The sequence below is a fragment of the Hydrogenophaga palleronii genome, from assembly GCF_031457455.1.
Lineage (GTDB): Bacteria > Pseudomonadota > Gammaproteobacteria > Burkholderiales > Burkholderiaceae_C > Hydrogenophaga > Hydrogenophaga palleronii_A.
Window position 1 is genome coordinate 62145 of the sequence record NZ_JAVDWU010000001.1, and the last position, 23589, is coordinate 85733.

The following is a 23589-nucleotide window of genomic DNA, read 5'->3' on the forward strand; positions in this document are numbered from 1 at the left end:
GAGGTTGCAACTGAATGTTGCAAAGCGGTGTAAAGTGGACCGGTAGATCGCGCTGATGGCGCGAAATTGTGTCTTCAAGTTTCCGGCGCAAGTGCCGATAAGCAAGGAAGACATCCCTCCACCGTCCTCTGGACTTCAGCTCATGCAACTCGAAGCCCTGTTGAATTTCCCCGGCGCGCTGCCCAGTATGCCGCGCAGCATCGCGGACCTGTTGGTCGAGATGAACAAGGAAGACCCCAATCCCAAAAAGATTGCGGAACTGATCGGCCAGGATCCCGCTCTCACCACGCGCGTGCTGCGCCTGTCCAACTCCGCGTTCTTTCGCGTGAGCCGCAAGATCGGCAACGTGCAGGAAGCCGTGGCCATGCTGGGGCTGACCCATGTGCGTTCGCTGGTGATGGCCGCTGCGCTGGGTGCCAGCTTCAAGAATATTCCCGGCATCGACCTCAAGCAGTTCTGGCGCTACAGCCTGCGCGTGGCCGACATTTCTCGCTCGCTCGCCGGGGTGTTGCGGCAGAACGAGGGCAACGCTTTCACGGCCGGGCTGATTCATGCCATCGGCATTCTGGTGATGCACATCGCCATGCCCGACGAGATGGTGCCGGTGGACATGGGGACCTCGCCGCTCGATCTGCAGCGCGCTGCCGCCGAGCGCAATTACTTTGGTTACACCTACGCCGAAGTGGGGGCCGGCATGGCCGAGAAGTGGCAGTTCCCACAGGAGATGGTCTCCGCTCTGGCCAATCAGATCACACCGTTCGAGGGCGAGGCCTACGACCGGCTGGGTGGCTTGCTGCACCTGGCCTCCTGGCGCGCCCGCGCCGAGGAAATCCAGCTCGATGCCAGCGGCCTGGTGGCCACTTTCCCCGACATGATCGGTCTCACGCTGGGGCTGGATCTGGACAGCGTGCTGGAGAAGGACCCGACCGAGTGGTCGTTCAGTCAGGCGCTCGGTGCGTTTATAGATTGACTCCCCCCTGCGCCGCTGACGCGGCTTCCCCCCTCTCTGGCGCGCCGTTGGCGCTTGGAGGGGGGACGGCATCTTGGGCCGGCGGAGCCGTCCCTTGCTGCCCCTGGATTGATGCACTTTGCTCCGGAAGGTGGTTCGGCGCTCCCCCCTGTGCCGCTGACGCGGCTTCCCCCCTCTCTGGCGCGCCGTTGGCGCTTGGAGGGGGGACGGCATCTTGGGCCGGCGGAGCCGGACCCTCGGTGCCCTTGGACTGGGCGCATCCTCGCGCGTTGCGGGTCGCGCGCCGGTGTGGGTTGCCGCGTGCAGGCGTTAACCCGGGGTGGCCTCAAAACAGCTCAAGTCCGCCCCCCATCTGACGAAATAGATTCAAACAGCGTATGTCCGTCTGTTTGAACAGAACCTTCGCAGGTGTGCAGCATGCAGATCGAAAAGCTCCTCAAGCAGCCCAGTGCGCTTCCTTCGGCACCCAAGGTGGTGCGCAAGCTGATCGAGACGTTCGAGCAGGAGGACGTCGACATCATGCAGGCGGCGATGTTCATCGAGTCGGACCCGGTGCTCACGGCCAAGCTGCTCAAGCTGGCGAACTCGGCTTTTTTTGGACTGCACCGCTCGGTCACCAATGCCCGTGATGCCATCAGCGTGATGGGTTTGATCAAGGTGCGTGCGCTGGTGATTGGTGCTGCGCTTGGCGATAGCTTTCACACGGTGGGCAGCGTCAACCTCGGCCAGTTCTGGCGCTACAGCCTGAACTCGGCGAACCTGTCGCGCTATCTGGCGCTGCCCATCAGGATCGACGAGAACACCGCCTTCACTGCCGGTCTGATCCACGGCATTGGCGAGCTGGTGATGCACGTCGGCATGCCCGAGGCCATGATCGACCTGGACCGCAGCGTGCCCATGCTCGACCTCAAGCGCGCCAAGGCCGAACGCGGGCTGTTTGGCTACAGCTACGCGACCGTGGGCGCGGCGCTGGCCCGGGAATGGAATTTCCCCAAGAAGATGATCGATGCTATCGAACACCAGAACGCGCCGTTTGACAATGACGTGTACGAGCCCATCGCAGGCGTGATCCACATTGCCTCTTGGCGGGCACGGGCTGAAGAACTCGATTTCCGCAGCGACAACCTGATCAACACCTACCCCGACCCCATCGGCCTGGTGCTGGGCATCGACCCCGACACCGTGGTGGCCGAGCAGATTCCATCCCTGACCAGGCAGACCGAGGAGAAAGAAGAAGTCTGAGCTTTGGCCAGCGCAAGCGACGGGGCGTAAGCGCTCCGGCTCAGGCCTTGAGTTTGAGCATCATGGTCACCGCACTGGCAATCGCCTGCTCAATCTGCAGGCTTTGCTCAAAGTCCTTGCCGTGAACCAGGGAGCTGAACCACTTTCTTTCCTTCAGCGACTGGGCCCATGACGGGCTCTGGGTGGCGGCGACCACGATGCGTCGCAGGTTTTCTTTTTGCTGGGTGGAGATGCCGGCAGGTCCGAACACCGCGCGCCAGTTGCCCAGGTCGGTGCGAATGCCTTGTTCTTCAAGCGAAGGCACACCGAACATGGCCTTGCGCGAGGACATCGCCAGGGGCGTGACGACCTTGCTTTCAATCGCCGCCTGGAATTCGCTGTAGCTCGATATGGCCACCTGCGCCGTGCCCTTCTCAAGAAGCGTCAGCGCTTCTTCCCCACTGCTGGTTGGCAAGTACTTCAGCTGGCTCGCGTCCAGCCGCAGCTGTCTGGCGATCATGCCGGCCAGCATGTGATCCACCCCACCTGCCGAACCACCGGTGAAAGCCACCGTGCCGAGGTCGCTGCGCATCAGGTCGGCCAACTCCGGCAGCGTGTCGGCTGGCGCGCCTGCTTTGGTGACCAGCACCATGAAATCGTTGGTCAGCCGCGCGATCGGGTTGACCTGGCTCAGCGTGACGGCAGGCTTTCCCATGGCGATGGCGCCCAGCATCACCATGCCGCCGATCAGGAGCGCCTGAGGGTCGTTGTTGTAGCGCGCCACAAAATCGGCCAGACCCAGGGTACCGCCCTTGCCGCCCTTGTTTTCGTACGACACCTGCGTGGCCAGCCCGGCAGACTGTATGGCCGCACCGAGGGCGCGACCGGTCTGGTCCCAGCCTCCGCCTTCACCACCCGGGATGTAGATGCGCATCGCAGACAATGGCGTGGGCGCTGCCTGGCCCCATGCCAGTGGCGCACCGAACAGCGCGGGCGTTGCGACGCAGGCCAGAAGGGCATTTCTTCGGTTCATGGTGCGTGTCTCCAGTCAATTGTTTTGGTTTGTCATTCCAATCCGCCTGGCTGTCGTTCGACTGTCATCGGCGTCAGGGTGAACCCGAGGTTTCGTGCAACTGACGGCTATGCTGCTGGCTCTGGATCACCTTGAAGCTGAACCTCTTTTACGCATCCACACCCATGCCCGCTCTGCGACTTTTTGCCGGCCCGGCGGCGGCTCGCCACATTCAGCTCAATGGCTTGCGACCCCAGGACATTGGAGCCATTCCAGGCGCGGCCGGCGGGCCCAAAGGCCTGATCCTCGGGCCGCTGGACCGTTTCCTCTTTGGCCAATGGCTGCCGCGCAGCCAGCAACCAGTGGCGCTCATTGGTGCGTCTATCGGCGCCTGGCGCATGGCCACCGCCTGCCTCAACGACCCACAGGCAGCGCTGGAGCGACTGGAACGCGACTACATCGCACAGCATTTCAAGCTGCCTCATGGCCAGAAGCGACCCACCCCCCACCAGGTCAGCGGACAGTTTGCTGAAAGCCTGCAGGTGTTCTATGGCGGGCGCATCGAGGAGGTGTTGCAGCATCCACGCTACCGGCTGCACATCGTGACCTCGCGCGGGCGCTTGCTGCTTTCGCGCGATGGCGCCTGGCGCACGCCGCTGGGCTACCTGGGAGCCTACGTGTCCAATGCCATGACACGCAAGGCGCTCGGCAGCTGGCTGGAGCGTGTGGTGTTCTCTGCCACGGAGAACAACGAACCCGCCGCGCTGCCATTTGGCACCCACGATTTCCGCACCCGGCAAGTGGCACTGCGGGCCAACAACTTCATGGACGCCCTGCAGGCCAGCTGTTCCATTCCTTTCGTGCTGCGCCCGGTGCCCACGATTGTGGGTGCGCCGCCCGGGCCTTACTGGGATGGCGGCATCACCGACTACCACCTGCATCTGCAGTACCAGCCATCGGCGGCCTCGCCCATCGTGCTGTACCCCCATTTCCAGAAGGCCGTGGTGCCCGGCTGGCTCGACAAGGCCTGGAAGCGCCGGCACCGCGCCAGCGCCGCCCTGGACAACATGCTGGTGCTCGCGCCCGACCCGTCCTGGGTGCAAGGCCTGCCCGGCGCCCGGCTGCCTGATCGCGGCGATTTCACTCGCTATGCACACGATCTACCGGGTCGCATGAAGGTCTGGTCGGCCGCTACCTCGGCCGCCCGGCAACTGGCCGACGAATTCGCCGAGTGGCTCGAACGGCCCGACCTCAGCCGGCTGGAGCCGCTCTGACCCGGTAACAGGATCCGTTGCAGGAGGATAATTTCGCCCATGCACACCTCCGCCCCAGAGGCCGCCGCCACCGAAGCGCCGCGACCCCGCTACCTCACCGCCGCCCTCTACAAATTCGTCGACCTGCCGGACTTCCCGGACCTGCGCGACCCCCTGCAGGCCTGCTGCGATGCGAACGGCGTGAAGGGCACGCTGCTGCTGGCACGCGAAGGCATCAACGGCACCATCGCCGGCCCGGAAGCCGGTGTGCGAGCCGTGCTCGCCCACCTGCACGCCGACGCGCGCCTGGCCACGCTCGCACACAAGGAATCCTGGAGCGACAAACCGCCGTTCCTGCGCATGAAGGTGCGGCTGAAAAAAGAGATCGTCACGCTGCGCGTGCCCGAACTGGACCCGAACAAGACCGTGGGGCAGTACGTGAAGCCGCAAGACTGGAACCAGTTGCTGGCCGACCCGGACGTGGTGGTGATCGACACCCGCAACGACTACGAGGTGGCCATCGGCACCTTCGAGGGTGCGATCAACCCCAACATCAAGACCTTCACCGAACTGCCGGCCTGGCTGGACGCCCAGCCCGCATTGCAGGGCGGCAAGAAGCCCAAGGTGGCCATGTTCTGCACCGGCGGCATCCGCTGTGAAAAATCCACCGCACTGATGAAGATGCGCGGCTTCGACGAGGTGTACCACCTCGAAGGCGGCATCCTGAAATACTTGGAGGAAGTGCCGCCCGAACAAAGCACCTGGCAGGGCGAGTGCTTCGTGTTCGACGAACGCGTGAGCGTGGGCCACGGCCTGCAACCCGGCCCGCACGAGCTGTGCCGCTCGTGCCGCTGGCCATTGAGCGAGGCCGACAAGGCCTCACTGCATTACGTCAAGGGCGTGAGCTGCGACCATTGTTTTGACCAGCGCACACCGGAAGAGAAAGCCCGTCTGGCAGAGAGGCAGCGGCAGGTGGAGCTTGCTGAGGTGCGTGGTGAGATTCACGTAGGCAAAAAGATGGAAATACCCCCCGCGCCGCAGAGCGAGGATGCACCCCCCGCGCCGCCTTCGGCGTCACCCCCCTGAAGGGGGGCACACCCTGTGGCCTGGCAAAGCCAGTTCCACGGGTGCTCTGGATCAAGAACCCAGCGCTCCGGCGCTACCACTGATCATTCATGACCATGCTTGCTGCTCCTTCGATCCTCGCCTTCGACATCTTCGGCACAGTGGTCGACTGGCATGGCAGCATCGTGGGCGAGATGCAGACGCTGCACCCGCAGGTCGATGCCGATGCGTTTGCGCTGGCCTGGCGCGCCGGCTACCAGCCGGCCATGCAGCGCGTGCGTTCGGGTGAGCTGGGCTGGACGCGCATCGACATCTTGCACCGCATGATCCTGGACGAACTGCTGCCGAAGTTCGGTCTCGATCACCTGGGCGAGCTTGAGCGCGCCGAGCTCAATCGCGTGTGGCATCGGCTCGATCCCTGGCCCGACACGGTGGCGGGTCTGACGCGCCTGCGCACACGATTCACCATCTGCTCGCTGTCCAACGGCAACATCGGTCTGCTCACGAACATGGCCAAGCGCGCCGGCCTGCCATGGGACTGCATCCTGTCTGCCGAGGTGTTCCGCGCCTACAAGCCCGACCCCGCCACCTACCTGGGTGTGGCAGACACCTTTGATGTGCCACCGGAGGGCGTGATGCTGGTGGCCGCGCACCAGGACGACCTGGCCGCCGCGCGCAATTGCGGCCTGGCCACGGCCTACATCGAGCGCCCGCTGGAGTTTGGTGCGGCAAATGTGAAAGACGTGTCGCCCGATGCAGCCAACACCTGGCACGCGCGCGACCTGGTCAACCTGGCCGAACTGCTCGGCTGCTGAGCCGGCCCGCGGGGGTTCACTCCACACGCACGGACGCGGTTACTGCATCGGCCATGCGTTTGGTGGGATCCAGGTTGTCGATCATTTCCAGACGCAAGTTGTAGCTGCCGGCGGGTGGCGCCAGCCAGACCTCGGTTTGACCCTCGGCGAAATCGAGCACGACGGCCGCACCCGAGCCGCTGGCAGGCACGGCCGTCAGGCGGAAGTGCCCGGTGTCGGGGATTTGTTGCGCCTGGTGGGCCACATTGATTGCCGAGGCATGAAACTGCACCCGAAACGGCCTTTTCACCGTTGGGCCTTCCAGCATCATGCTCAGGCCCTTGGTGGCGAGCGTGGCCGGATCCACGGGGTTCTTTTTCGTGACCGTGATGGTGGTTCTCTTGCTGTAGACGAAATGTGGCAGGTGCTTCTGGTCTGCCAGCAGCATGCGCAGGGTGTAGGTGCCTGGCTCCAGCGTGAGCACGGTCTCCATCTGCCCTTTGCCGAAGTGGATGTATTGATCGTTGAACGGCAGGGCTTCCTGGAAGTTCAGGGGCAAGTCGCGGTTGACGAGCAGGTGGTGGTGGCCGCTGCGGGCCCGACTGGACTGCGCAATGGGTGCCAGCCCCCAATTGCCGGACAGGCCAAATTTCAGGAGGTACGGGGTTTCGATCTGGTCACCGTCGTTGAGGTTGGTGAAGTAGGCCTCTGACGTGAGGCGCGGCGGCGGTGTCTGCCAAGGGTGGAGTGTTGCCCCGCCTGCATCGGGGGCGGTCTGCCCAAACGCGGGCGAGACCCATGCAATGGCCAGAAGCAGCGCGGTGGTTCTCAGGGTTTTGTGCATGGGTGCCTTCGGTTCAAGGTGGCGCTGGCAGCAGGTCAGCAGCACTGTTCAGTGATTACGCAGTGCGGAAAATTTGCTCGGGTATGCCTTGGGCGAGTGTATTCAATCCGGTCATGCGCTCGGTTTTTTGACGTCAATGGCCCCTGTTGGGGGGATGGCCCCGAGGGGTCACTTGGTGCGACAGAATCAACCGGGCACAGGCAGCATCCACCCCGCCAGCGCACAGCCCACCACCACCGCCCACGGCGGCAGCTTCCAGCGCATGAGTGCAATCAGGGCCAGCAGGGCCAGGCCCAGATCGGCCACGCTGTGGATGGCGCTGGTCCACACCGGGTCGTACAGGGCCGCCAGCAGAATGCCCACCACGGCCGCGTTCACCCCCATGAGCGCTGCCTGGGCCCGGGGCAGGGTCCGCAGCCTTTCCCAGAACGGCAGGGCGCCGGCAATCAGCAGGAACGACGGCGCAAACACCGACAGCAGCGCGATCAGGCCACCGGCCCAGCCGCTGGGTGGCGTGCTCATGGACGCGCCCAGGAAAGCCGCGAAGGTGAACAGCGGGCCGGGCACGGCCTGGGTGGCGCCGTAGCCGGCCAGGAAGGTGTCGTTGTCCACCCAGCCGTTGGGCACCACTTCGGCCTGCAGCAACGGCAGCACCACGTGGCCGCCGCCGAACACCAGAGAGCCTGCACGGTAGAAGGCGTCGATGCGCGCCAGGGTCGCATCGGGCACGGCCTGGGCCAGCAGGGGCAAGGCCACCAGCAGAGTGGCGAAGAGGGCCAGCCAGAACAGGCCGGTGCGTCGGCGAACGGTCAGCGGCAGCTCGTCGGTGATGCCAGTTGATGCGGGTCTGAACAGAAACAGGCCTGCTGCGCCGGCCACCACGATCACGCCCATCTGCGCCCATACCGATGGCAGCAGCAGCACCCCGGCGGCGGCCAGCACCGCCATCGCACGCCGCGTGGCGTCCGGACACAGGTTGCGAGCCATTCCCCACACCGCTTGCGCCACCACGGCCACCGCCACCACCTTCAGACCGTGCAATGCACCAGCAGACATGAGCTCGCTATGTCGCGCCATGCCCAGCGCAAACAGGATCAGTACGATGGCCGAGGGCATGGTGAATCCCAGCCAGGCCGCCAACGCACCTGCATAGCCACCGCGCGCCAGCCCCAGCGCCATGCCGACCTGGCTGCTTGCCGGACCGGGCAGGAACTGCGCCAGCGCCACGATGTCGGCGTAGGCGCGTTCGCCCAGCCAGCGCCGGCGCTCCACGAATTCGGTGCGGAAGTAACCCAGGTGAGCCACCGGACCACCGAACGAGGTCAGGCCCAGATGCAGAAACACCAGAAACACGGCCCAAGGGCTGCGGTCGTTGTCGGGTGAGGATGTCATGCGGGCAAGGCGTAGCGTTTGATGAAGTCGCGGTCGACGCGGTCCTTCCAGTGCCAGGCCCATCCGCCTTCTAGGTGCCAGGGACCATAGCTGACGATGGCGTGGCGTGTGCCGCAGGCGAGCAGGTTCAGCGTGTGTGCGGGTGCCGGGTGGGGCTTGAGCGGCTGGCCTTCGTGAGCGGCCAGAAGATTGTCTGCCAGTGCCGACGCAACGCGCGCGGTATACACGCCGTTGCCGGGACGGGGTGCATCGGACCGCATGGCCACATCGCCAGCGGCGAACACTTCCGGGTGGCTGGTGCTTTGCTGGAAGGGATTGACCAGCACCTGCCCCTGATCGGCAAGTGCCAGGCCGCTTTCCTGCAACCACAGGGGCGCATGGGCGCCAGTGGCCAGAATGGGCACGTCGCAGGCCAGGGAGGCGCCGTTGGCCAGATGTACCTTGCCCTCGTCAAATCCCGTGCAGGCTTCTCGCAGCACCGTGATGCCGCGCCGTTTCAACTGTCGCAGCACGCGGCGGCGTACGCCTTCAGGGTGGCCGTCGGCCACCTCGGGTCCCCCGGTGATGAGCGTGAAGCGCGCGCCGGGCCGGCCTTGTTCCCGGATCGACTGCTCGGCCGCGAACAGCAGTTCAATGCCCGCAACGCCTGCGCCGATCATGGCCAGCGATACCGCGCGATCACGCGCGAGTTCCATCACCTGGGGCCACAGGTGGACAAAGCCTTCGATGGGCCGCACGTTGAGTGAGTGGGTGCTGGCGCCGGGCATCTCTGCCTCCAGCCGCGCGCGATCGATGGCGGCGCCGGTGTTGATGGAGAGCAGGTCGTAGCTCAGCAGGGGAGGCGTGTCGATGCCGGCCCCCGCCACGCTCACCGTGCGGTGTTCTGCGTCCAGGCCCACGCATCGGCCCTGTATCCAACGCGCTCCGGCCGCCTTGATCAGGGGCGCCAGTGCGATGCGCGACTCTTCGGCGGTGTAGTGGCCGGCGACGAAGCCGGGGGTCATGCCGCTGCAGGTGTGGTGGTCGTAGGGGCAGAGCACCGTCACATCCAGATCGGCGGGGCGGTGTCGGGCCAGGCTGGCCAGCACATGCACATGGGCATGGCCAGCGCCGAGCAGCAGGAGTTTTTTGATGCCGTGGTGCATGGGCACCGATGTTACGGGTTGTTGCTGACGGGGTTTGCTGCGCCCGGTCACGCACCCGTCAACCAGTGGCGGAGCCGACGAGGCGGGTCAGGGTTGGGCCGGAGCCCATCGCAGGTCGGCGATCCAGGCGGTGCTTTTGCTGGCGGTGTTGTCGCTGTCAGCGCCAACGACCACCGACGTGACCCCTGGCACATCGGCCACGGTGGTTTCCCTGCCCATGGGCAATTCGTCGGCGAACAGGGTGATGAAGTCCTGAGCTACATCGCGTGATTGCGACACCCATTGATCCAGCGGCGCGCCCTTGCCTTGCAGGCTGAAGAAGCGCACCCGGTTCGTGTAGGGGTTGGTGGCCTGCAGCGTGGCCGGGCGGCCGCTGTCCCACACGTAGCACACGGTGGCGGCGGGCAAGTCCTCTGAACTCACGCTGCGCGCCAGGCGCAACAGGGTACGTTCCAGGAAGGGCACGCGGTCCAGCGGGTGGTCAAACATCACGCACACCTTGAGCGCAGCGTCGTCACCGGACTTGGTCATGAGGTCTGGCGGAGCCGTGCCGCCAGTCAGCGGCTGGTCCAGGCGCCAGCGCCAGCGCAGCTGCTGCGCAGTGCCGCGCCAGTCGTTCACCAGCGTGCCGTAGGAAGCGTCGGTGTCAACGCGCAGTGCGGACCGGCCTTCAATGGTTTCGGCCTGAAAGACAGTGAGCGGGATGTCGGCATGCCGCTTGGGAAAGCCCACCACTCGCCAGGCCGGATGAATCGATCCGCTTTCAGTGACCACCAGCGGTGGCAACTGGCGGTCAATGGCTTGGGCCTGCGCGGCGCAGCCGAGCAGAAAGAACAACGGCGCCCATCGGCGCAGGGGAGGGAGGCTCATACGACGAGTTTCGATCATGCACCTGTCGATCGGTCAACCCCGTTTCCAATCGTGGTATCTCTTTACCCATTCCAACAGTTGTTTCGGGGCGTGCGCGCGTTTCCATTCCCCGGCAGCGTACTTGTTCGCCTCGGCCAGCGTGGGGTAGGTGTGGATGGTCCCCAGCACCTTGTTCAAGCCCAGGCCGTGCTTCATGGCCATCACATACTCGGCCAGCAGGTCGCCCGCGTGCGTGCCCACGATGGTCACGCCCAGGATGGTGTCTTTGCCCTGCACGGTGAGCACCTTCACGAAGCCATGGGCCTCGCTGTCGGCGATGGCGCGGTCGAGGTCGTCGATGCCGTACTTCGTCACTTCAAAGGCAATGCCCTTTTCTTTCGCCTCCTGCTCGTTCAGGCCCACGCGCGCCACCTCGGGATCGATGAAGGTGGCCCAGGGGATCACCGAATAGTCGGCCTTGAACATCTTCCACTCGCCGAACAGGGCATTCACGGCCGCGTACCAGGCCTGGTGCGCCGCCACATGGGTGAACTGGTAGGGGCCGGCCACATCGCCGGCGGCGTAGATGTTGGGGTAGAGCGTCTGCAGGTATTCGTTGGTATCCACCGTGCGGTTCGTGGTGATGCCCAGTTCTTCCAAACCATAGCCGGTGAGCCGCGCGTTGCGGCCCACCGCGCAGATCAGTTGATCAAAAGCGATGCGATGCTCGGTACCCGCGTGTTCGACCACCAGGATTTTTTCACCGTCCACGCGTTCGCAGCGCAGCGCCTTGTGGTGTGTGAGCACGCGCACGCCATCTGCTTCCAGTGAAGCCTTCGCCAATTCGCTCACTTCTTCGTCTTCACGGATCATGATGCGCGGCGCCATCTCCACCTGGGTCACGTGTGCACCCAGTCGCGCAAAGCTCTGTGCCAGTTCGCAGCCGATAGGGCCACCCCCCAGCACCACCAGCCGTTGTGGAATCTCCTCGAGCTCACCGAAGGTTTCCCACAGCGTGTCGCTGGTCACGTAGCCCATGTCTTCAAGGCCCGGCAGGGGCGGGACGAAGGGCCGGGCGCCGGCCGCGATCACGATGCTGCGTGCGGTCAGCGTCTGCGTGCCGCCGTCGTTGAGCGCGATCTGCACCGTCCAGGGATTGACCAGTTTCGCGTAGCCTTGTAGCACTTCCACGCCCAGGCCGGTGTAGCGCTCGATGCTGTCGTGGGGTTCGATGGCCCGGATCACGTCCTGGATGCGCTGCATCACGGCCTTGAAACTGAAGCTGGGCGGGGTGTCGGACAGGCCGTAGTTCGAAGCGTGGCGCATCTGGTGCGCGAGCTTGGCGCTTTTGATCAGTGCCTTGCTCGGCACGCAGCCGTAGTTCAAGCAGTCGCCGCCCATCTTGAGCACTTCCACCAGCGTGACCTTGGCCTTAACCGTGGCCGCGATGTAGGCGCTCACCAGACCGCCCGCACCCGCGCCGATCACGATCAGGTTGCGGTCGAATACCCTGGGCCGCACGCTGGCCCAGCGCGCATACACCTTGCGCTTCTGCACCGCGCCCACGATCTTGCGGGCGATCAGCGGGAACAGCCCCAGCAGCACGAAAGACCCCAGCAGCGCGGGGCTCAGAATGCCTTGCAGCGAATCGATCTGCGCCAGTTGCGTGCCCGCGTTCACATACACCAGCGTGCCAGCCAGCATGCCGACCTGGCTCACCACATAGAAGACCACGGTCTTCATCTGGGTCAGGCCCATCAGCAGGTTGATCACGAAGAACGGCACCACCGGGATCAGGCGCAGCGTGAACAGATAGAACGCGCCTTCCTTTTCGACACCCTTGTTGATCTCTGCCAGCCGGTTGCCGAACTTCGCCTCCACGCTGCTGCGCAACGCATAGCGCGACACCAGAAACGCCAGTGTGGCGCCGATGCTGGAGGCGAACGACACGATCAGCGTGCCCCACCACAGGCCGAACAAGGCGCCGCCGGCGAGTGTGAGAATGGCGGCGCCCGGCAGCGAGAGCGCGGTAGCGGCCACGTAGATGAAGAAGTACGCACCCACCACCTGCAGGGGCTTCTGTGCATACAGCTCGGCAAAACTGGTCTGGCTTTCCTTGAGGTAGCTCAGGCTGAGGTAGCGATCCAGGTCAAAGGCGAAGAAGGTGATCACGCCCAGCAGCACCACAGCCAGCAGTAAAACCTTGCGCAGATTCACGACAACTCCAATAGATCGGTGCCAATCAGTCGCAACGATGCGGCGATTCTTACATTGCACGGCTTCCTGCACCGATCCAGCAGATCGTCTGCGCTTGCCACACGCTCCGCCAACCTCCATCAACATCGCCTCCCCCGCTGCATGTCACCAGTGCCCGTTCCCCAGCCGCTTTGCGAGCGCCTGCACCTGGCGCGATCTGCGCTGGGCGACCGCATGGCCTGATTCGACGCGCTTCCACCCGGACGCATTTTTGCGGCAGGTCAAAGCTTCTTCCAGAATCGCTGCGAACAGCTGGTTGTCCGGTGTCGGGTCCGTTAAGGTTCGTGCATGGCGACATCACATCCTGTACCCCGGACTGCGGCCCCCGGCCCCCATGCTTCCGGGCAGACAACACCTGCCTGGCATGCGCTGACGGCCGAACAAGCGCTGCAGGCACAGGCAGCGTCCACTGAAGGGCTCACGACGGAAGAAGCCCGGCGGCGCCAGCAGCAGCACGGCGCCAACCGGATCGAAGCCGTCGCGCCACCGAGCCTGTGGCACCGAGTGGTTGCACAGTTCCACAACCTGCTGATTTACGTGCTGCTGGCAGCGGCGGTCACCACCGCGTGGATCGGTCACGGCATTGACGCTGCCGTGATCATGGCCGTTGTCTTGCTCAATGTGGGCATTGGCGTGCTGCAGGAGGGCAAGGCCGAGAAGGCCCTGCAGGCCATCCGCCACCTGCTTGCACCCCATGCGATGGTGTTGCGCGATGGCCGCACCACAGAGATCGATGCCGCCGACCTGGTGCCGGGCGATGTGGTGCAACTGGCATCGGGTGACAGCGTGCCGGCCGACGTCCGCCTGCTCAAGGTGAACAACCTGCGGGTGGACGAGTCCGCGCTCACTGGCGAATCGATGCCGGTGGACAAGGCGCTGGCCGAGGTGGCGGCAGACGCTGTGCTGGGGGACCGCCTGTGCATGGCCTACGCCGGCACGCTGGCCACCCAGGGGCAGGCAAGCGCGCTGGTGGTGGCCACGGGCGCTGCCACGGAAATGGGTCGCATCGGACAACTGCTCACCACCGTGGAGCAGACCACCACGCCGCTGGTGCGCCAGATGGCCCAGCTCTCGCGCTGGATCACGTTGGCTGTGATGGGCGCCGCCGCTGCCCTGTTTGTCTTTGGCACCGCCGTGCGCGGTCTGCCCATGGCCGAGATGTTCATGACCGCCGTGGGTCTGGCCGTGGCCGCCATTCCCGAAGGGCTGCCCGCCATCATGTCCATCACGCTCGCCATCGGCGTGCAGCGCATGGCATCACGCCAAGCCGTGGTGCGCCGCCTGCCGGCGGTGGAAACGCTGGGCTCGGTCACGGTGATCTGCTCGGACAAGACCGGCACGCTCACCCGCAATGAAATGACGGTACAGCAGGTGGTGCTGGCGGGCCAGATCATTGACGTCGAAGGCGCTGGCTATGCGCCGGAAGGCGCGCTGCAACGGGACGGCCACCATCTGCAACCTGCCGAGCTGTTCCGTGAGGCTCCGGCGCTGCTCGCGTTGGCCGAAGCGGCAGCCCTATGCAACGACGCCAGCCTGCACTGCGAATCGCCAGGCGGTGACTGGCAACTGGCTGGCGATCCGACCGAAGGCGCGCTGCTCACGCTGGCCATGAAGGCCGGTATCGACCCGGTGGAGCTGACGCGCGAGCGACCCCGCGGGAGCGTGATTCCCTTCGAATCCGAACACCGCTACATGGCCACGGTGCACGCCGACGCCGAGGGCAGCGTGGCGCTGCTCAAGGGCGCACCCGAACGCGTGCTGGCCATGTGCGACACGCAGCTCTGCGCCGACGGCACAGTGGAACGCATGGACACCGCTGCCTGGGAGCAGGCCATCGATACCCAGGCCCGTGCGGGGCGTCGCGTACTGGCATTGGCGCGCAGATCGGGTGTGAATGCGGCCAGCTTTGGTCCCGACGACGTGGCTCGGGGCCTCACCTTGATCGGACTGGTCGGCATCATCGACCCGCCGCGCGACGAGGCGGTGCGCGCCGTGGCGCAGTGCCGCGCTGCAGGCATTCGCGTGAAGATGATCACCGGCGACCACGGCGTGACCGCCAGCGCCATCGCTGGACAGCTGGGCATGGGCGAGGGCCTGCGTGCTGTGACGGGCCCGGAAATCGGCGCCGCCACCGATGCCGTCCTGCAGCAGCTGGTGTTGTCGGTGGACGTGTTCGCCCGCGCCAGCCCGGAACACAAGCTGCGCCTGGTGCGTGCCTTGCAGGCGCAGGGCGAGGTGGTGGCCATGACCGGCGACGGCGTGAACGACGCGCCTGCGCTCAAGCAGGCCGACGTGGGCGTGGCCATGGGCCGCAAGGGCACCGAGGCCGCCAAGCAGGCGGGCGCCATGGTGTTGGCCGACGACAACTTCGCCTCCATCGCGCATGCGGTGGAAGAGGGCCGCACCGTCTACGACAACCTGCGCAAGACCGTGACCTTCCTGCTGCCGATCAATGGAGGCGAATCGATGTCCTTGCTGGCGGCGGTGCTGTTTGGCCTGGCGTTGCCCATTCTGCCGGCGCAGATCCTGTGGGTGAACATGGTGAGCTCGGTTGCCCTGGCCATGGTGCTGGCGTTTGAACCCACCGAGCCCGACGTGATGCGCCGACCCCCGCGCTCATCCACCGAGCCCATGCTGTCACCCTTTGTCATCTGGCGCGTGGGGCTGGTGTCGCTGCTGTTCTTGTTCGGCATCTTTGGCGCGTACCGGTGGGCGCTGGCCTCAGGCGCCGAGGTTGAAGCGGCGCGCACCGTGGCGGTCAACGCCCTGGTGGCCATGGAGGTGTTCTACCTGTTCAGCGTGCGTTACCTGAAGTCGCCATCATTCACCTGGGTGGGCGTGCAGGGCACGCCACGCGTGCTGGCGGCGGTGGCGGGTGTAGTGGTGCTGCAGGCGCTGTTCACCTACGCGCCGTTCATGCAGGCCTTGTTTGACACACGTGGGCTCAGTCTGCAACAGTTGCTGGTGTGCGCAGGCATCGGGGTGGCGGTGTTGGTGGCGCTGGAGCTGGAAAAGGCCGTGCTGCGGCGAGCACATTGACCAGCGCCTGGCGAAACGCTGCTGGGACTTCCCAAACGCTTCCGGAGCGAAGTGACCCATTCCAGAGATACCGTGGAACCGGCTTTGCCGGGCCGCTGGTATCGCCCCCTCGAGGGGGTGGCGCGAAGCGCCGCGGGGGTGTTCACCTCTTCCATGCCAATCCACTCAAAGCCACCACCCCCACCGTCAGCCCCACCGCCAGCGGCAAGGTCCGACTGAGCAACGCAGCAGTGAGCGCATCGGCCGTGCCCACTCCCTGAGCGTGGAGCAGCAGCACCATGGCGGTCTCGGTGGCGCCCACACCGCCAGGAATGAAAGAGGCCACGCCCGCCAGCAGACCCAGTGCAAAGATGGCCACCGCATCCGCGGCCGCAATATCGTGCCCGAGCATCGACAGCACGGCGTACATCGCCATGCCTTGCGCGGCCCACGCCAGGGCGCTCAGCGGCAGGGCCAGCCCCAGGCGCTGGCCTGACAGCAGGTGCGAAATGGCGGCCAGGCCATCGGAGGTGTGGCGACCCAGTGCGCCAGCGCCCAGCCTGCGGGCCAGCCATTCCAGGCCGTGCGTGCGGAACACCCACACCACCGCCACACAACCCGCTACCGCCAGCCACGCCCCGGTGCGGTGATCGGGCAGCCAGCCAATGGCCAGTGTGGCCAGCAGGCCCACGGTGAGCAGGTCCAGCAATCGTTCCGACAAGAATGCGGCGACGCTGTGCACATAGCCCACGCCCAGTGGCTTCAGGTAGAGCGAGCGCACCGTTTCACCGGCCTTGCCCGGGGTCACCGCCATGGCAAAGCCCGCCAGGTAGATGTGCAACTGGCGACCCCACGGCACGCGATGCCCAAGCGCGTGCAAAAAGCTGTGCCAGCGCAAGAAGCGGGCGGCATAGCTCACCAGTGTGAGCCCGAGCAACTGGGCCCACAGCACCATTGGCAGCGCCTGAATCTGCTGCACAAGGTCGCCGAGTGCGACGGGCTTCGCCAGCACCAGATAGGTGACCAGCGCCAGCACCAGCAGCACCGACAAGCCGCGCAGCCAGCCGGAGGCGGCGCTTGGCGCTGAGGCTTTTTGAGTGTTCATGCGCGGGCGTTTCACCGGAAGCGTTGCCAGCCCCAGCCGATGCGCAGCGCGGTGGTGATGCCGCACAGCACCGCAAAGCCGTAGGCAATGACCGCGAAATGCTGCGGCCACAGGCACATGGCGGTGAAGGCCAGCAGGGTTTCGGTGGCTTCGGTCAGGCCACCCAGAAAGTAGAAGCTTTTGTCCGGGAAGGCCATCGAGGTCAGGCGGCGCTTTTCTGCCACCGCGGCAAACGCCAGAAAGCTGCTGCCGGTACCGATGAAAGCCGCCAGCAGCACCGCTGCGGCGAGCGCGTTGGTGGCAGGGTCGGCCACCGCAAAGGCCAGCGGTATGGCGGCGTAGAACAGAAAGTCCAGCGTGATGTCCAGAAAGCCCCCCCGGTCCGTGGGCGTGGTGGTGCGCGCCACCGCGCCGTCCAGGCCATCCAGCAGGCGTGACAGCAGCAACAGGACCAAGCCGATCATGTACTGGTGCAAGGCAATGGACAGCGCCGCCCCCATGCCGACGGCGAATCCGGCAAAGGTCAGCGCATCTGCCCCGACGCCCCAGCTCACCAATACGCGCGCCGCGCGGGTGAGCACGGGCTTGATGGCCTGTTGAATGGCGCGGTCAAGCATGACCGGTGCACGCTGTCGACAGATCAACCACCAGTGCGGGGTCGGCGATGTCGGCCGCATCGTGCGTGACCAGCACCACCGGGATGCCCCGCGAGCGCACGTGCTCGAACACGAACTGGCGGAACTGGTCGCGCAACGTGGCGTCAAGCCGGCCAAAGGGTTCGTCGAGCAACAGTGCGCGGGGGCGGGCGAGCAGGGCGCGCATCAGCGCCACGCGCGCGCGCTGCCCGCCGGAGAGGGTGGCCGGGTCGCGGTCGCCATAGCCGGGCAGGCCGGCTTCTTCCAGCGCCTGTACCACCTGAGCACGGCGCAAGTCGCGCTCCCCTGGCGGCACGGCAAACAGCAGGTTCTCTGCCACGCTCATGTGCGCAAACAGCAGATCGTCCTGGAACAACAGACCGATGCCGCGTCGCGCCGTAGGCAGGTGGTGCAGATCCACGCCGTCGAGCTGTACCGAGCCTCGAAAGGACAGCGCATGCGCGCCCTCAGCCACCGCCGACAGGGTACCGGCGATGGCGCCCAGCACCGAGCTTTTGCCGCAGCCACTGGGCCCCATGAGGGTGAGGATGCGGCCCGGCGGGACGTTGAAGTGCAGATCGCGCAACAGGGTGCGTTGCGGGCTGCCAAGGTGATCGATGCGAACGGACAGGGTCATTGAATCTGAGGTTGATCCTGCACTGTAAATCGCCGTGGTCGGCCCACCCATGCGGCCAGCGCAAACCCCAGCACGGGCAGCACGAACTGCAGCCAGGCGTAGGCACTGGTGAGCGAGCGCTGCGCGCCGGCGGCCAGTGTCACGGCCTCGGTGGTCACGGTGGCAAACCGCCCTGCGCCGATGTAGAGCGTGGGCAGGTACTGGGCCACGCTCACGGCGAATCCCACAGCGGCGCCGGCGGCCAGCGCGCGCCGCAGCAAAGGCCACTTGACGCGCCACAGCAGCGTCCAGCGACCGTGCCCCAGGCTGGCGTTGAGCTGTGCGTAGCGCGGGTCAAAACCCAGGTAGGCGGGCGACAAGGCCAGCAGCACATAGGGCAGGGCCATCAAGGTGTGCGCCACCAGCAGCCCGCTCCACTGACCTTCCAGCCGCCATTGCAGCGCCAGCGCATACAGACCCACCACCCACAGAACGGCCGGCAGCACCAGGGGTAGGTAGAGCACGGGGCGCAACGCACGGTTCCAATGCCGCGGTGCGAGCTCCAGCCAGGCCACGCTCCAGATCAATGCCAGCGCGGACGATGCGGTAGCCAGGCCCAGGGTGTTGAGCACGGTGCCACGGCTGGCCCACACACTCGTCCAGGCCTGCGCAGTGAAGCGCTCGGGCCAGAGATGGGGGAAGGGCCACACGCCGGCAACGCTGCCCACTGCCAGCGACAGCAAAACGGCGCCGTACAAACTGGCCAGTGCGATGAACGACCAGGGCAGGGAAGCCCCTTGATTTGGCGTGGAATCCGTTGGTGGAGCCCGGCCGCGGCGCCCTGAGGTGTGCCGGCTCAATGTGGACCAGGCTTGCTGAGCACTGCGCCAACCCAGGCCGACCAGCAGAACGGCGAGCGCCAGCACGCCACCGGCCACCGCGCCCTGGGCGTTGATCGCCAGATCGGCGTCCTGCAACCATTGCCACGCCAGCACCGCGAGCGTGGGAGGCGCCGCAGGCCCGATCACCAGGGCCAGGTCCACCACCGTGAGCCCGTAGGCCAGCACCGCCATCAGCGGCCAGAACAACCGGGGTGCGAGCTGGGGCCAGACCACGCGCCAGAATGCCCGCTGGGGCGCGTAGCCCAGTGTCTGCGCGATGGCGTGTTCGGCCTGCCAACGCCGTCGCACGTCGTCGCGCTGCAACTGGGTGGCGGCGGTCCACAGCAGAAAAGGAATCTCCTTGGCGACCAGGGCCACGATCAGGCCCAAACCCCAGGGGTCCTGTGTGGTGGGCCACGGAGGCGGGAAGTCGAACCCAGTGAACCAGGGCGACAACAGGCGCAGAAGCCAGCCGCTGGGCGATACCAGAAACACCAGGCCGATGGCGAAGGCGGCGTGCGGCGTGGCCAGCATCACCGGCAGGCCGCGCAACAGCCGGCCCAGCGAACGCCGCACAAACCCCTGGGCCAGCAGCGCGGCGCTGCACCACCAGGCCAGCATGGTGGAGGCCAGGCCGGTCCACAGGCTCAAGCCCAGTGCGCGACGCCATTGGGTGTTGTGCCACAGCGCGCGCCAGGCTTCGGCGTCGAGCAGGGCGCCCATGGCCATGGCGGCGGTGGCCAGCACCGGCAGGGCGACCAACGCCAGAAGCGCCAAAACCGCCGCCCTGTGAACGAGCGTCATGTCAGTTCGTCATGGTGCCGTCTGCACCCTGGAAGTCGCGCGCAGCGCGGCGGGTGAGCGTTTCCTTTTCCGGTGCGAAATGACTCCATCCAGAGATGCCGTCGGGCCGGCTCTGCCGGACGACTGGAATCGCCCCCTTGAGGGGGTCGCGCGGAGCGCGGCGGGGGTGTTTCACATTTAGCTACCGTAGCGCCGTGTCCACTCCCGCTCAAGGGGATCCACCCAGCCCGCATGAGGCTCGGGCAACGTGGAAGCGCTGACACGCACCTGACCTGGCAGTGGCTGGCTCGGGAACCGGGCGCGTTCGGCGGCGGGCAGGCGCGCCACGTCGAGCACGGTCGGGTCGCCCCAGACCGCGATGTCGGCCTTGCGCGCCTGTGCCTGGGCCGAGAGCAGGAAGTTGGCCACCACCTGTCCGCCGGCAGCAGCGCGTGCGTTGTACGGGATGGCCACGAAATGTGTGTTGCCGATGGTGCCCTTGGCGAACTGCCAGCTCACCACGCTTTCCGGCAGGCGCTTGGCGGCAATTTCGTTGGCAGCCTCGTTCGGATTGAAGGTCAGCCCCAGCAGCAGTTCGCCGTCGGCCATCATCTGGCGGATGGCGGCCGGGTTTTGCGGGAACTGTTTGCCGGCGCGCCACAGCTGCGGATGCAGACTGTCCAGGAACGCCCACAGCGGCGCCGTCACGCGGGCGAAGTCGGCATCCACCGGCGGCCGGGCCAGCACCGACGCATCACCCACGGTTTCGATCAGTGCCTGTTTGACGAAGGTGGTGCCGGTGAAATCGGGCAGGCGGGGGTAGCTGATGCGGCCAGGCTGGCTGCGCGCCAGGGTCAGCAGCTCGGCCATGCTCTGAGGTGGATTGGGCAGGCGGCGGCTGTCCGCATACAGGGTGAACTGGGCCATGCCCCAGGGCGACTCCATGCCCTCCGTGGGCACCGAAAAATCGTTGAGTGTGGTGGGCTTGCCGGCAGTGTCCACGTAGCGGAAGTTCGGCAGGCTTTCCGCAAAAGGCCCGAACAACAGGCCGTCGCGCTTCATGGTGGCAAAGTTCTCACCGTTGATCCAGACCAGGTCCACCGTGCCCTCGCCCGCACCACGCCCGGCGGCCTTCTCGGCGCGCACGCGTTTGACCACGTCGGCGGTGTCGGTGATCTTCACGTGTTCCAACTTCACGCCATGGGCCGCCAGCACCTGTGCGCCCACCCATTGCAGGTAGGCGTTGGTGCGTTCGCTGCCGGCCCAGGCGTTGAAGTACACGGTCTGTCCGCGGGCCGCTTTTTCTATTTCGCTCCATGCAGTGCCGGTTTGGGCCAGGGCAGGGTGCAGGCTGCTGCTGGCGGCGGCACCGGCCAGTACAAGCCATTCGCGGCGGGTGAGGGTGTTTTTTCCGGGATGCAAGGTAGGGTCTCCAGCGTTTGGGTGAGCTTACCGGATGGAATGGGCAGGCATTTCCTGCTGGGGCGCTTGTCGCACAGACCAGGGCTTGAGCCAGAGACAGTCCACCGACCAGCGGCCCACGCCATAGATGACCAAGGCGGCCAGCAACACGCCCCAGGTGATGTGCTGCTGCAGAGCAGCGGGTGCGATCTCGCTCAGACTGAGTACCGCCACCACATTGACCACGCTGAGGCCCAGCGCGGCAAAGCGTCCGGCCAGACCCAGCAGCAGCAACACGGGCAACACCAGTTCGCCCGCGGTGCCCATGACGGCAGCCACCTGCGGGGACAACAAAGGCACCTGGTACTCCTCCGTGAACAGCAGCAACGTGATCTCCCAGTCGCGGATTTTGGTCAGACCAGAGAGGAAGAACACCTGGGCCAGATAGGCCCGCGCGAGGAGCGCTGCGAGCGGCCGCAGGCTGTCCAGCATGCTGCTGAACCGGCTCCAGAGGTCCAGGGCGAAATGAATGGGGGTGTGGCGGATCATGAGGGTGACTCCATGGCGTTTGAAGAAAGTGGTGCAGCGGTGCGAACACCGATCACCAGCCCATCGGTGACGGCACCGATGAGCCACTCGGAAAAGTCGAAATCGAGCTTGGAGGTATTGGCTGGCTCAGTTGCGCTCGCCTCACTGAGCGCCGACAGCAGGTCGCTGCCCACCATCAGGGAACGCAACAAGACCTGCTCCGCAGGGGGGCAGGGTGCCAGCCGGGGTCGAACCCCGTGGCGCCAGATCAGCGCGCTCTGTTTCACACCCGCACGCAGCATCCCGCCCACTTCAGAGAGTTCGGGTTCGCCAGTCTTATGGGAGGTGATCAACGCCACCACCGGGAAGCCGCTGTCGATCAACGTGGTGCGAGGTGCCAATGCGAGAGACAAGCCTGCAGGGTCTTCGGTGGACAGGCGGGCGAAGCTGGCGGTGTCCACGGTCGCGTCCGGCCAAGTGGCTGCGCGATGCATGGCCCATTCCACCCGCGCCACGTCGGCCAGGTAAGGCACGTCTGCCAAGGATTCGCTGCCAGCCAACCACGTGGGCAGTTCACCACCCCAGCAGGCCAGGTCACCCTGCGTGGGTGGGTGGCGGTGCCACAGGTCGCGCGCCAGCAGCGCGAAATTGTCTGCCCCCAGCAAGGCCGCAACCACCGGGTAGGCCGCGTTCAGCGTGCGCTCGGCCAGGGCGTGGCCGTTGGCGCGGTAGGCCATCCATCCCCGATGGGCCTGGGGGGATTCGGTATCCAGCGTGAATGAGAGCGCCGCAAGCGACGCTCCTGCCGAGCCTTCGCCAGGATGGGCGAACAGGGCTGTCAGCAGGGCTTGCTGGTCTCTCTCCAGTGCAGAAGACGCGCTCGCGGTCATGCGGGAAGTCCTTCTGTCTCAGGCAACATGACCATGACCTCTCGCGCGTGGCCGAGTGCCGTCGTGGCCTGCTGCAGCAACACGTCCAGTTCGGGAATATCGGTGTCCCACTCGACCAGTGTGGGGATGGCGCCGAATCGCGTCAAGGCGTGGCGATAGAGCGACCAGACCGATTCCATCACCCGGCTGCCGTGATCGTCAATCACGATGTCGCCGCAGTCGACATGACCGGCCACATGGATTTCTGCCACAGCCCGGGGGTTGATGGCGTCCAGCCAGCGCTGGCAGGCGGCCAGGGGCATGTCGGTGGCGCCCCGCAACCGAGCGTTGAGTGCGTTCACATAGATGTTGTTCACGTCAACCAGCAGCTGACAGCCTGTGCGTTCGGCCAGGGCGTTGAGGAAGGTGGGTTCGTCCATGTCGCTGTCGCGCCATTGGATGTAGGCCGACAGGTTCTCCACGGCAATGGGGCGGCGCAACCGGTCCTGCACGCGCTGCACGTTGGCGCACATGGCATCGAGTGCTATGTAGGTCATGGGAGTGGGCAAGAGGTCGGCGGCGTGCAGGTGGATGCCCGTCGCACCGGGCAGCGGGGTCCGTGCGAAGCTGGCATGGTCACTCACCCGGACCGGTTCAATCCGCTCGACCAGCCGGGCCAGTTGCTCCAGGTGTGCGTTGTCCAGGCCGGCGGCCGAACCCAGCGAGAGCCCCACGCCGTGCAGGCTGACAGGGTAGTGCGATCGGCCTTCATGCAGCACGGCGACAGCCGCACCACCATCGCCGAAAAAGTTCTCTGAATGGACCTCGATGAAATTCAGGGCCGGTCGCCGATCGATCAGTTCGGCGTAATGCGGATGGCGCCAACCGATGCCCACAGGCGGACGCAATGGGGCGATTTGCGAGGCACTGAGGGGATCGGCGGACGACATGG

Annotated in this window: 20 protein-coding genes; 6 read left to right on the forward strand and 14 right to left on the reverse strand. The window is 65.8% G+C overall.

Features of this window, described 5'->3' with window-relative positions:
* The first annotated feature begins 142 nt into the window (after window positions 1-142).
* Window positions 143-970 (forward strand): HDOD domain-containing protein, encoded by an 828-nt coding sequence (locus J2W49_RS00345; protein WP_310310377.1) that lies wholly within the window; start codon window positions 143-145, stop codon window positions 968-970.
* A gap of 417 nt (window positions 971-1387) precedes the next feature.
* A complete protein-coding gene (locus J2W49_RS00350; RefSeq protein ID WP_310310379.1) occupies window positions 1388-2212 on the forward strand; it encodes an HDOD domain-containing protein in 825 nt (274 codons plus the stop codon).
* A 40-nt stretch (window positions 2213-2252) separates the two neighbouring features.
* On the opposite strand, the gene J2W49_RS00355 is transcribed toward J2W49_RS00350, so the two are convergent.
* Window positions 2253-3224: a Bug family tripartite tricarboxylate transporter substrate binding protein gene (locus J2W49_RS00355; RefSeq protein WP_310310381.1), complete on the reverse strand. Its 972-nt coding sequence runs from the start codon at window positions 3222-3224 to the stop codon at window positions 2253-2255.
* A gap of 164 nt (window positions 3225-3388) precedes the next feature.
* On the opposite strand from J2W49_RS00355, the gene J2W49_RS00360 reads away from it, so the two are divergent.
* The 3 genes from J2W49_RS00360 to J2W49_RS00370 all read left to right on the forward strand — a co-directional run bounded on the left by J2W49_RS00360 (window position 3389) and on the right by J2W49_RS00370 (window position 6336).
* Window positions 3389-4477: a patatin-like phospholipase family protein gene (locus J2W49_RS00360; RefSeq protein WP_310312070.1), complete on the forward strand. Its 1089-nt coding sequence runs from the start codon at window positions 3389-3391 to the stop codon at window positions 4475-4477.
* Between the two features lie 39 nt (window positions 4478-4516).
* Complete coding sequence (gene trhO, locus J2W49_RS00365) at window positions 4517-5542, forward strand: oxygen-dependent tRNA uridine(34) hydroxylase TrhO (protein WP_310310383.1); 1026 nt, start codon at window positions 4517-4519, stop codon at window positions 5540-5542.
* Window positions 5543-5637: 95 nt separating this feature from the next.
* The gene (locus J2W49_RS00370; RefSeq protein WP_310310385.1) at window positions 5638-6336 is read left to right on the forward strand and encodes a haloacid dehalogenase type II; all 699 of its coding nucleotides are present in this window, start codon (window positions 5638-5640) and stop codon (window positions 6334-6336) included.
* Between the two features lie 16 nt (window positions 6337-6352).
* Here J2W49_RS00370 and J2W49_RS00375 read toward each other — a convergent pair whose 3' ends face one another.
* From J2W49_RS00375 to J2W49_RS00395, 5 genes are all read right to left on the reverse strand, one after another.
* A complete protein-coding gene (locus J2W49_RS00375; protein ID WP_310310387.1) occupies window positions 6353-7159 on the reverse strand; it encodes a DUF4399 domain-containing protein in 807 nt (268 codons plus the stop codon).
* 186 nt (window positions 7160-7345) lie between these two features.
* The gene (gene chrA / locus J2W49_RS00380) at window positions 7346-8551 is read right to left on the reverse strand and encodes a chromate efflux transporter (protein ID WP_310310388.1); all 1206 of its coding nucleotides are present in this window, start codon (window positions 8549-8551) and stop codon (window positions 7346-7348) included.
* Window positions 8548-9696: an FAD-dependent oxidoreductase gene (locus tag J2W49_RS00385; protein ID WP_310310390.1), complete on the reverse strand. Its 1149-nt coding sequence runs from the start codon at window positions 9694-9696 to the stop codon at window positions 8548-8550. The genes chrA and J2W49_RS00385 overlap by 4 nt, the downstream gene beginning before the upstream one ends.
* A gap of 87 nt (window positions 9697-9783) precedes the next feature.
* A complete protein-coding gene (locus J2W49_RS00390) occupies window positions 9784-10566 on the reverse strand; it encodes a DUF3047 domain-containing protein (protein ID WP_310310392.1) in 783 nt (260 codons plus the stop codon).
* A 33-nt stretch (window positions 10567-10599) separates the two neighbouring features.
* Complete coding sequence (locus tag J2W49_RS00395; RefSeq protein WP_310310394.1) at window positions 10600-12762, reverse strand: FAD-dependent oxidoreductase; 2163 nt, start codon at window positions 12760-12762, stop codon at window positions 10600-10602.
* Window positions 12763-13089: 327 nt separating this feature from the next.
* Here J2W49_RS00395 and J2W49_RS00400 point away from each other — a divergent pair, with 327 nt between their 5' ends.
* Window positions 13090-15840: a cation-transporting P-type ATPase gene (locus tag J2W49_RS00400; RefSeq protein ID WP_310310396.1), complete on the forward strand. Its 2751-nt coding sequence runs from the start codon at window positions 13090-13092 to the stop codon at window positions 15838-15840.
* 142 nt (window positions 15841-15982) lie between these two features.
* On the opposite strand, the gene J2W49_RS00405 is transcribed toward J2W49_RS00400, so the two are convergent.
* The 8 genes from J2W49_RS00405 to bufB form a co-directional block, all read right to left on the reverse strand.
* Complete coding sequence (locus tag J2W49_RS00405; RefSeq protein ID WP_310310398.1) at window positions 15983-16924, reverse strand: lysylphosphatidylglycerol synthase transmembrane domain-containing protein; 942 nt, start codon at window positions 16922-16924, stop codon at window positions 15983-15985.
* Window positions 16925-16935: 11 nt separating this feature from the next.
* Entirely contained in the window at window positions 16936-17541 is a 606-nt protein-coding gene (locus J2W49_RS00410; RefSeq protein ID WP_310310400.1) for a CDP-alcohol phosphatidyltransferase family protein, read from the reverse strand.
* The gene (locus J2W49_RS00415) at window positions 17534-18196 is read right to left on the reverse strand and encodes an ATP-binding cassette domain-containing protein (protein WP_310310403.1); all 663 of its coding nucleotides are present in this window, start codon (window positions 18194-18196) and stop codon (window positions 17534-17536) included. Before J2W49_RS00415 ends, J2W49_RS00410 begins: the two co-directional genes overlap by 8 nt.
* Window positions 18193-19860: an ABC transporter permease gene (locus tag J2W49_RS00420; RefSeq protein ID WP_310310405.1), complete on the reverse strand. Its 1668-nt coding sequence runs from the start codon at window positions 19858-19860 to the stop codon at window positions 18193-18195. Before J2W49_RS00420 ends, J2W49_RS00415 begins: the two co-directional genes overlap by 4 nt.
* A 177-nt stretch (window positions 19861-20037) precedes the next feature.
* On the reverse strand, window positions 20038-21261 hold the full coding sequence (locus J2W49_RS00425) for an ABC transporter substrate-binding protein (RefSeq protein ID WP_310310407.1): 1224 nt from the start codon (window positions 21259-21261) through the stop codon (window positions 20038-20040).
* Between the two features lie 27 nt (window positions 21262-21288).
* Complete coding sequence (locus J2W49_RS00430; RefSeq protein ID WP_310310409.1) at window positions 21289-21789, reverse strand: DoxX family protein; 501 nt, start codon at window positions 21787-21789, stop codon at window positions 21289-21291.
* Window positions 21786-22658, reverse strand: a complete 873-nt coding sequence (locus J2W49_RS00435; protein ID WP_310310411.1) for an HvfC/BufC family peptide modification chaperone — start codon at window positions 22656-22658, stop codon at window positions 21786-21788. The genes J2W49_RS00430 and J2W49_RS00435 overlap by 4 nt, the downstream gene beginning before the upstream one ends.
* A complete protein-coding gene (gene bufB, locus J2W49_RS00440) occupies window positions 22655-23587 on the reverse strand; it encodes an MNIO family bufferin maturase (RefSeq protein WP_310310413.1) in 933 nt (310 codons plus the stop codon). The genes J2W49_RS00435 and bufB overlap by 4 nt, the downstream gene beginning before the upstream one ends.
* Between the last annotated feature and the right edge of the window lie 2 nt (window positions 23588-23589).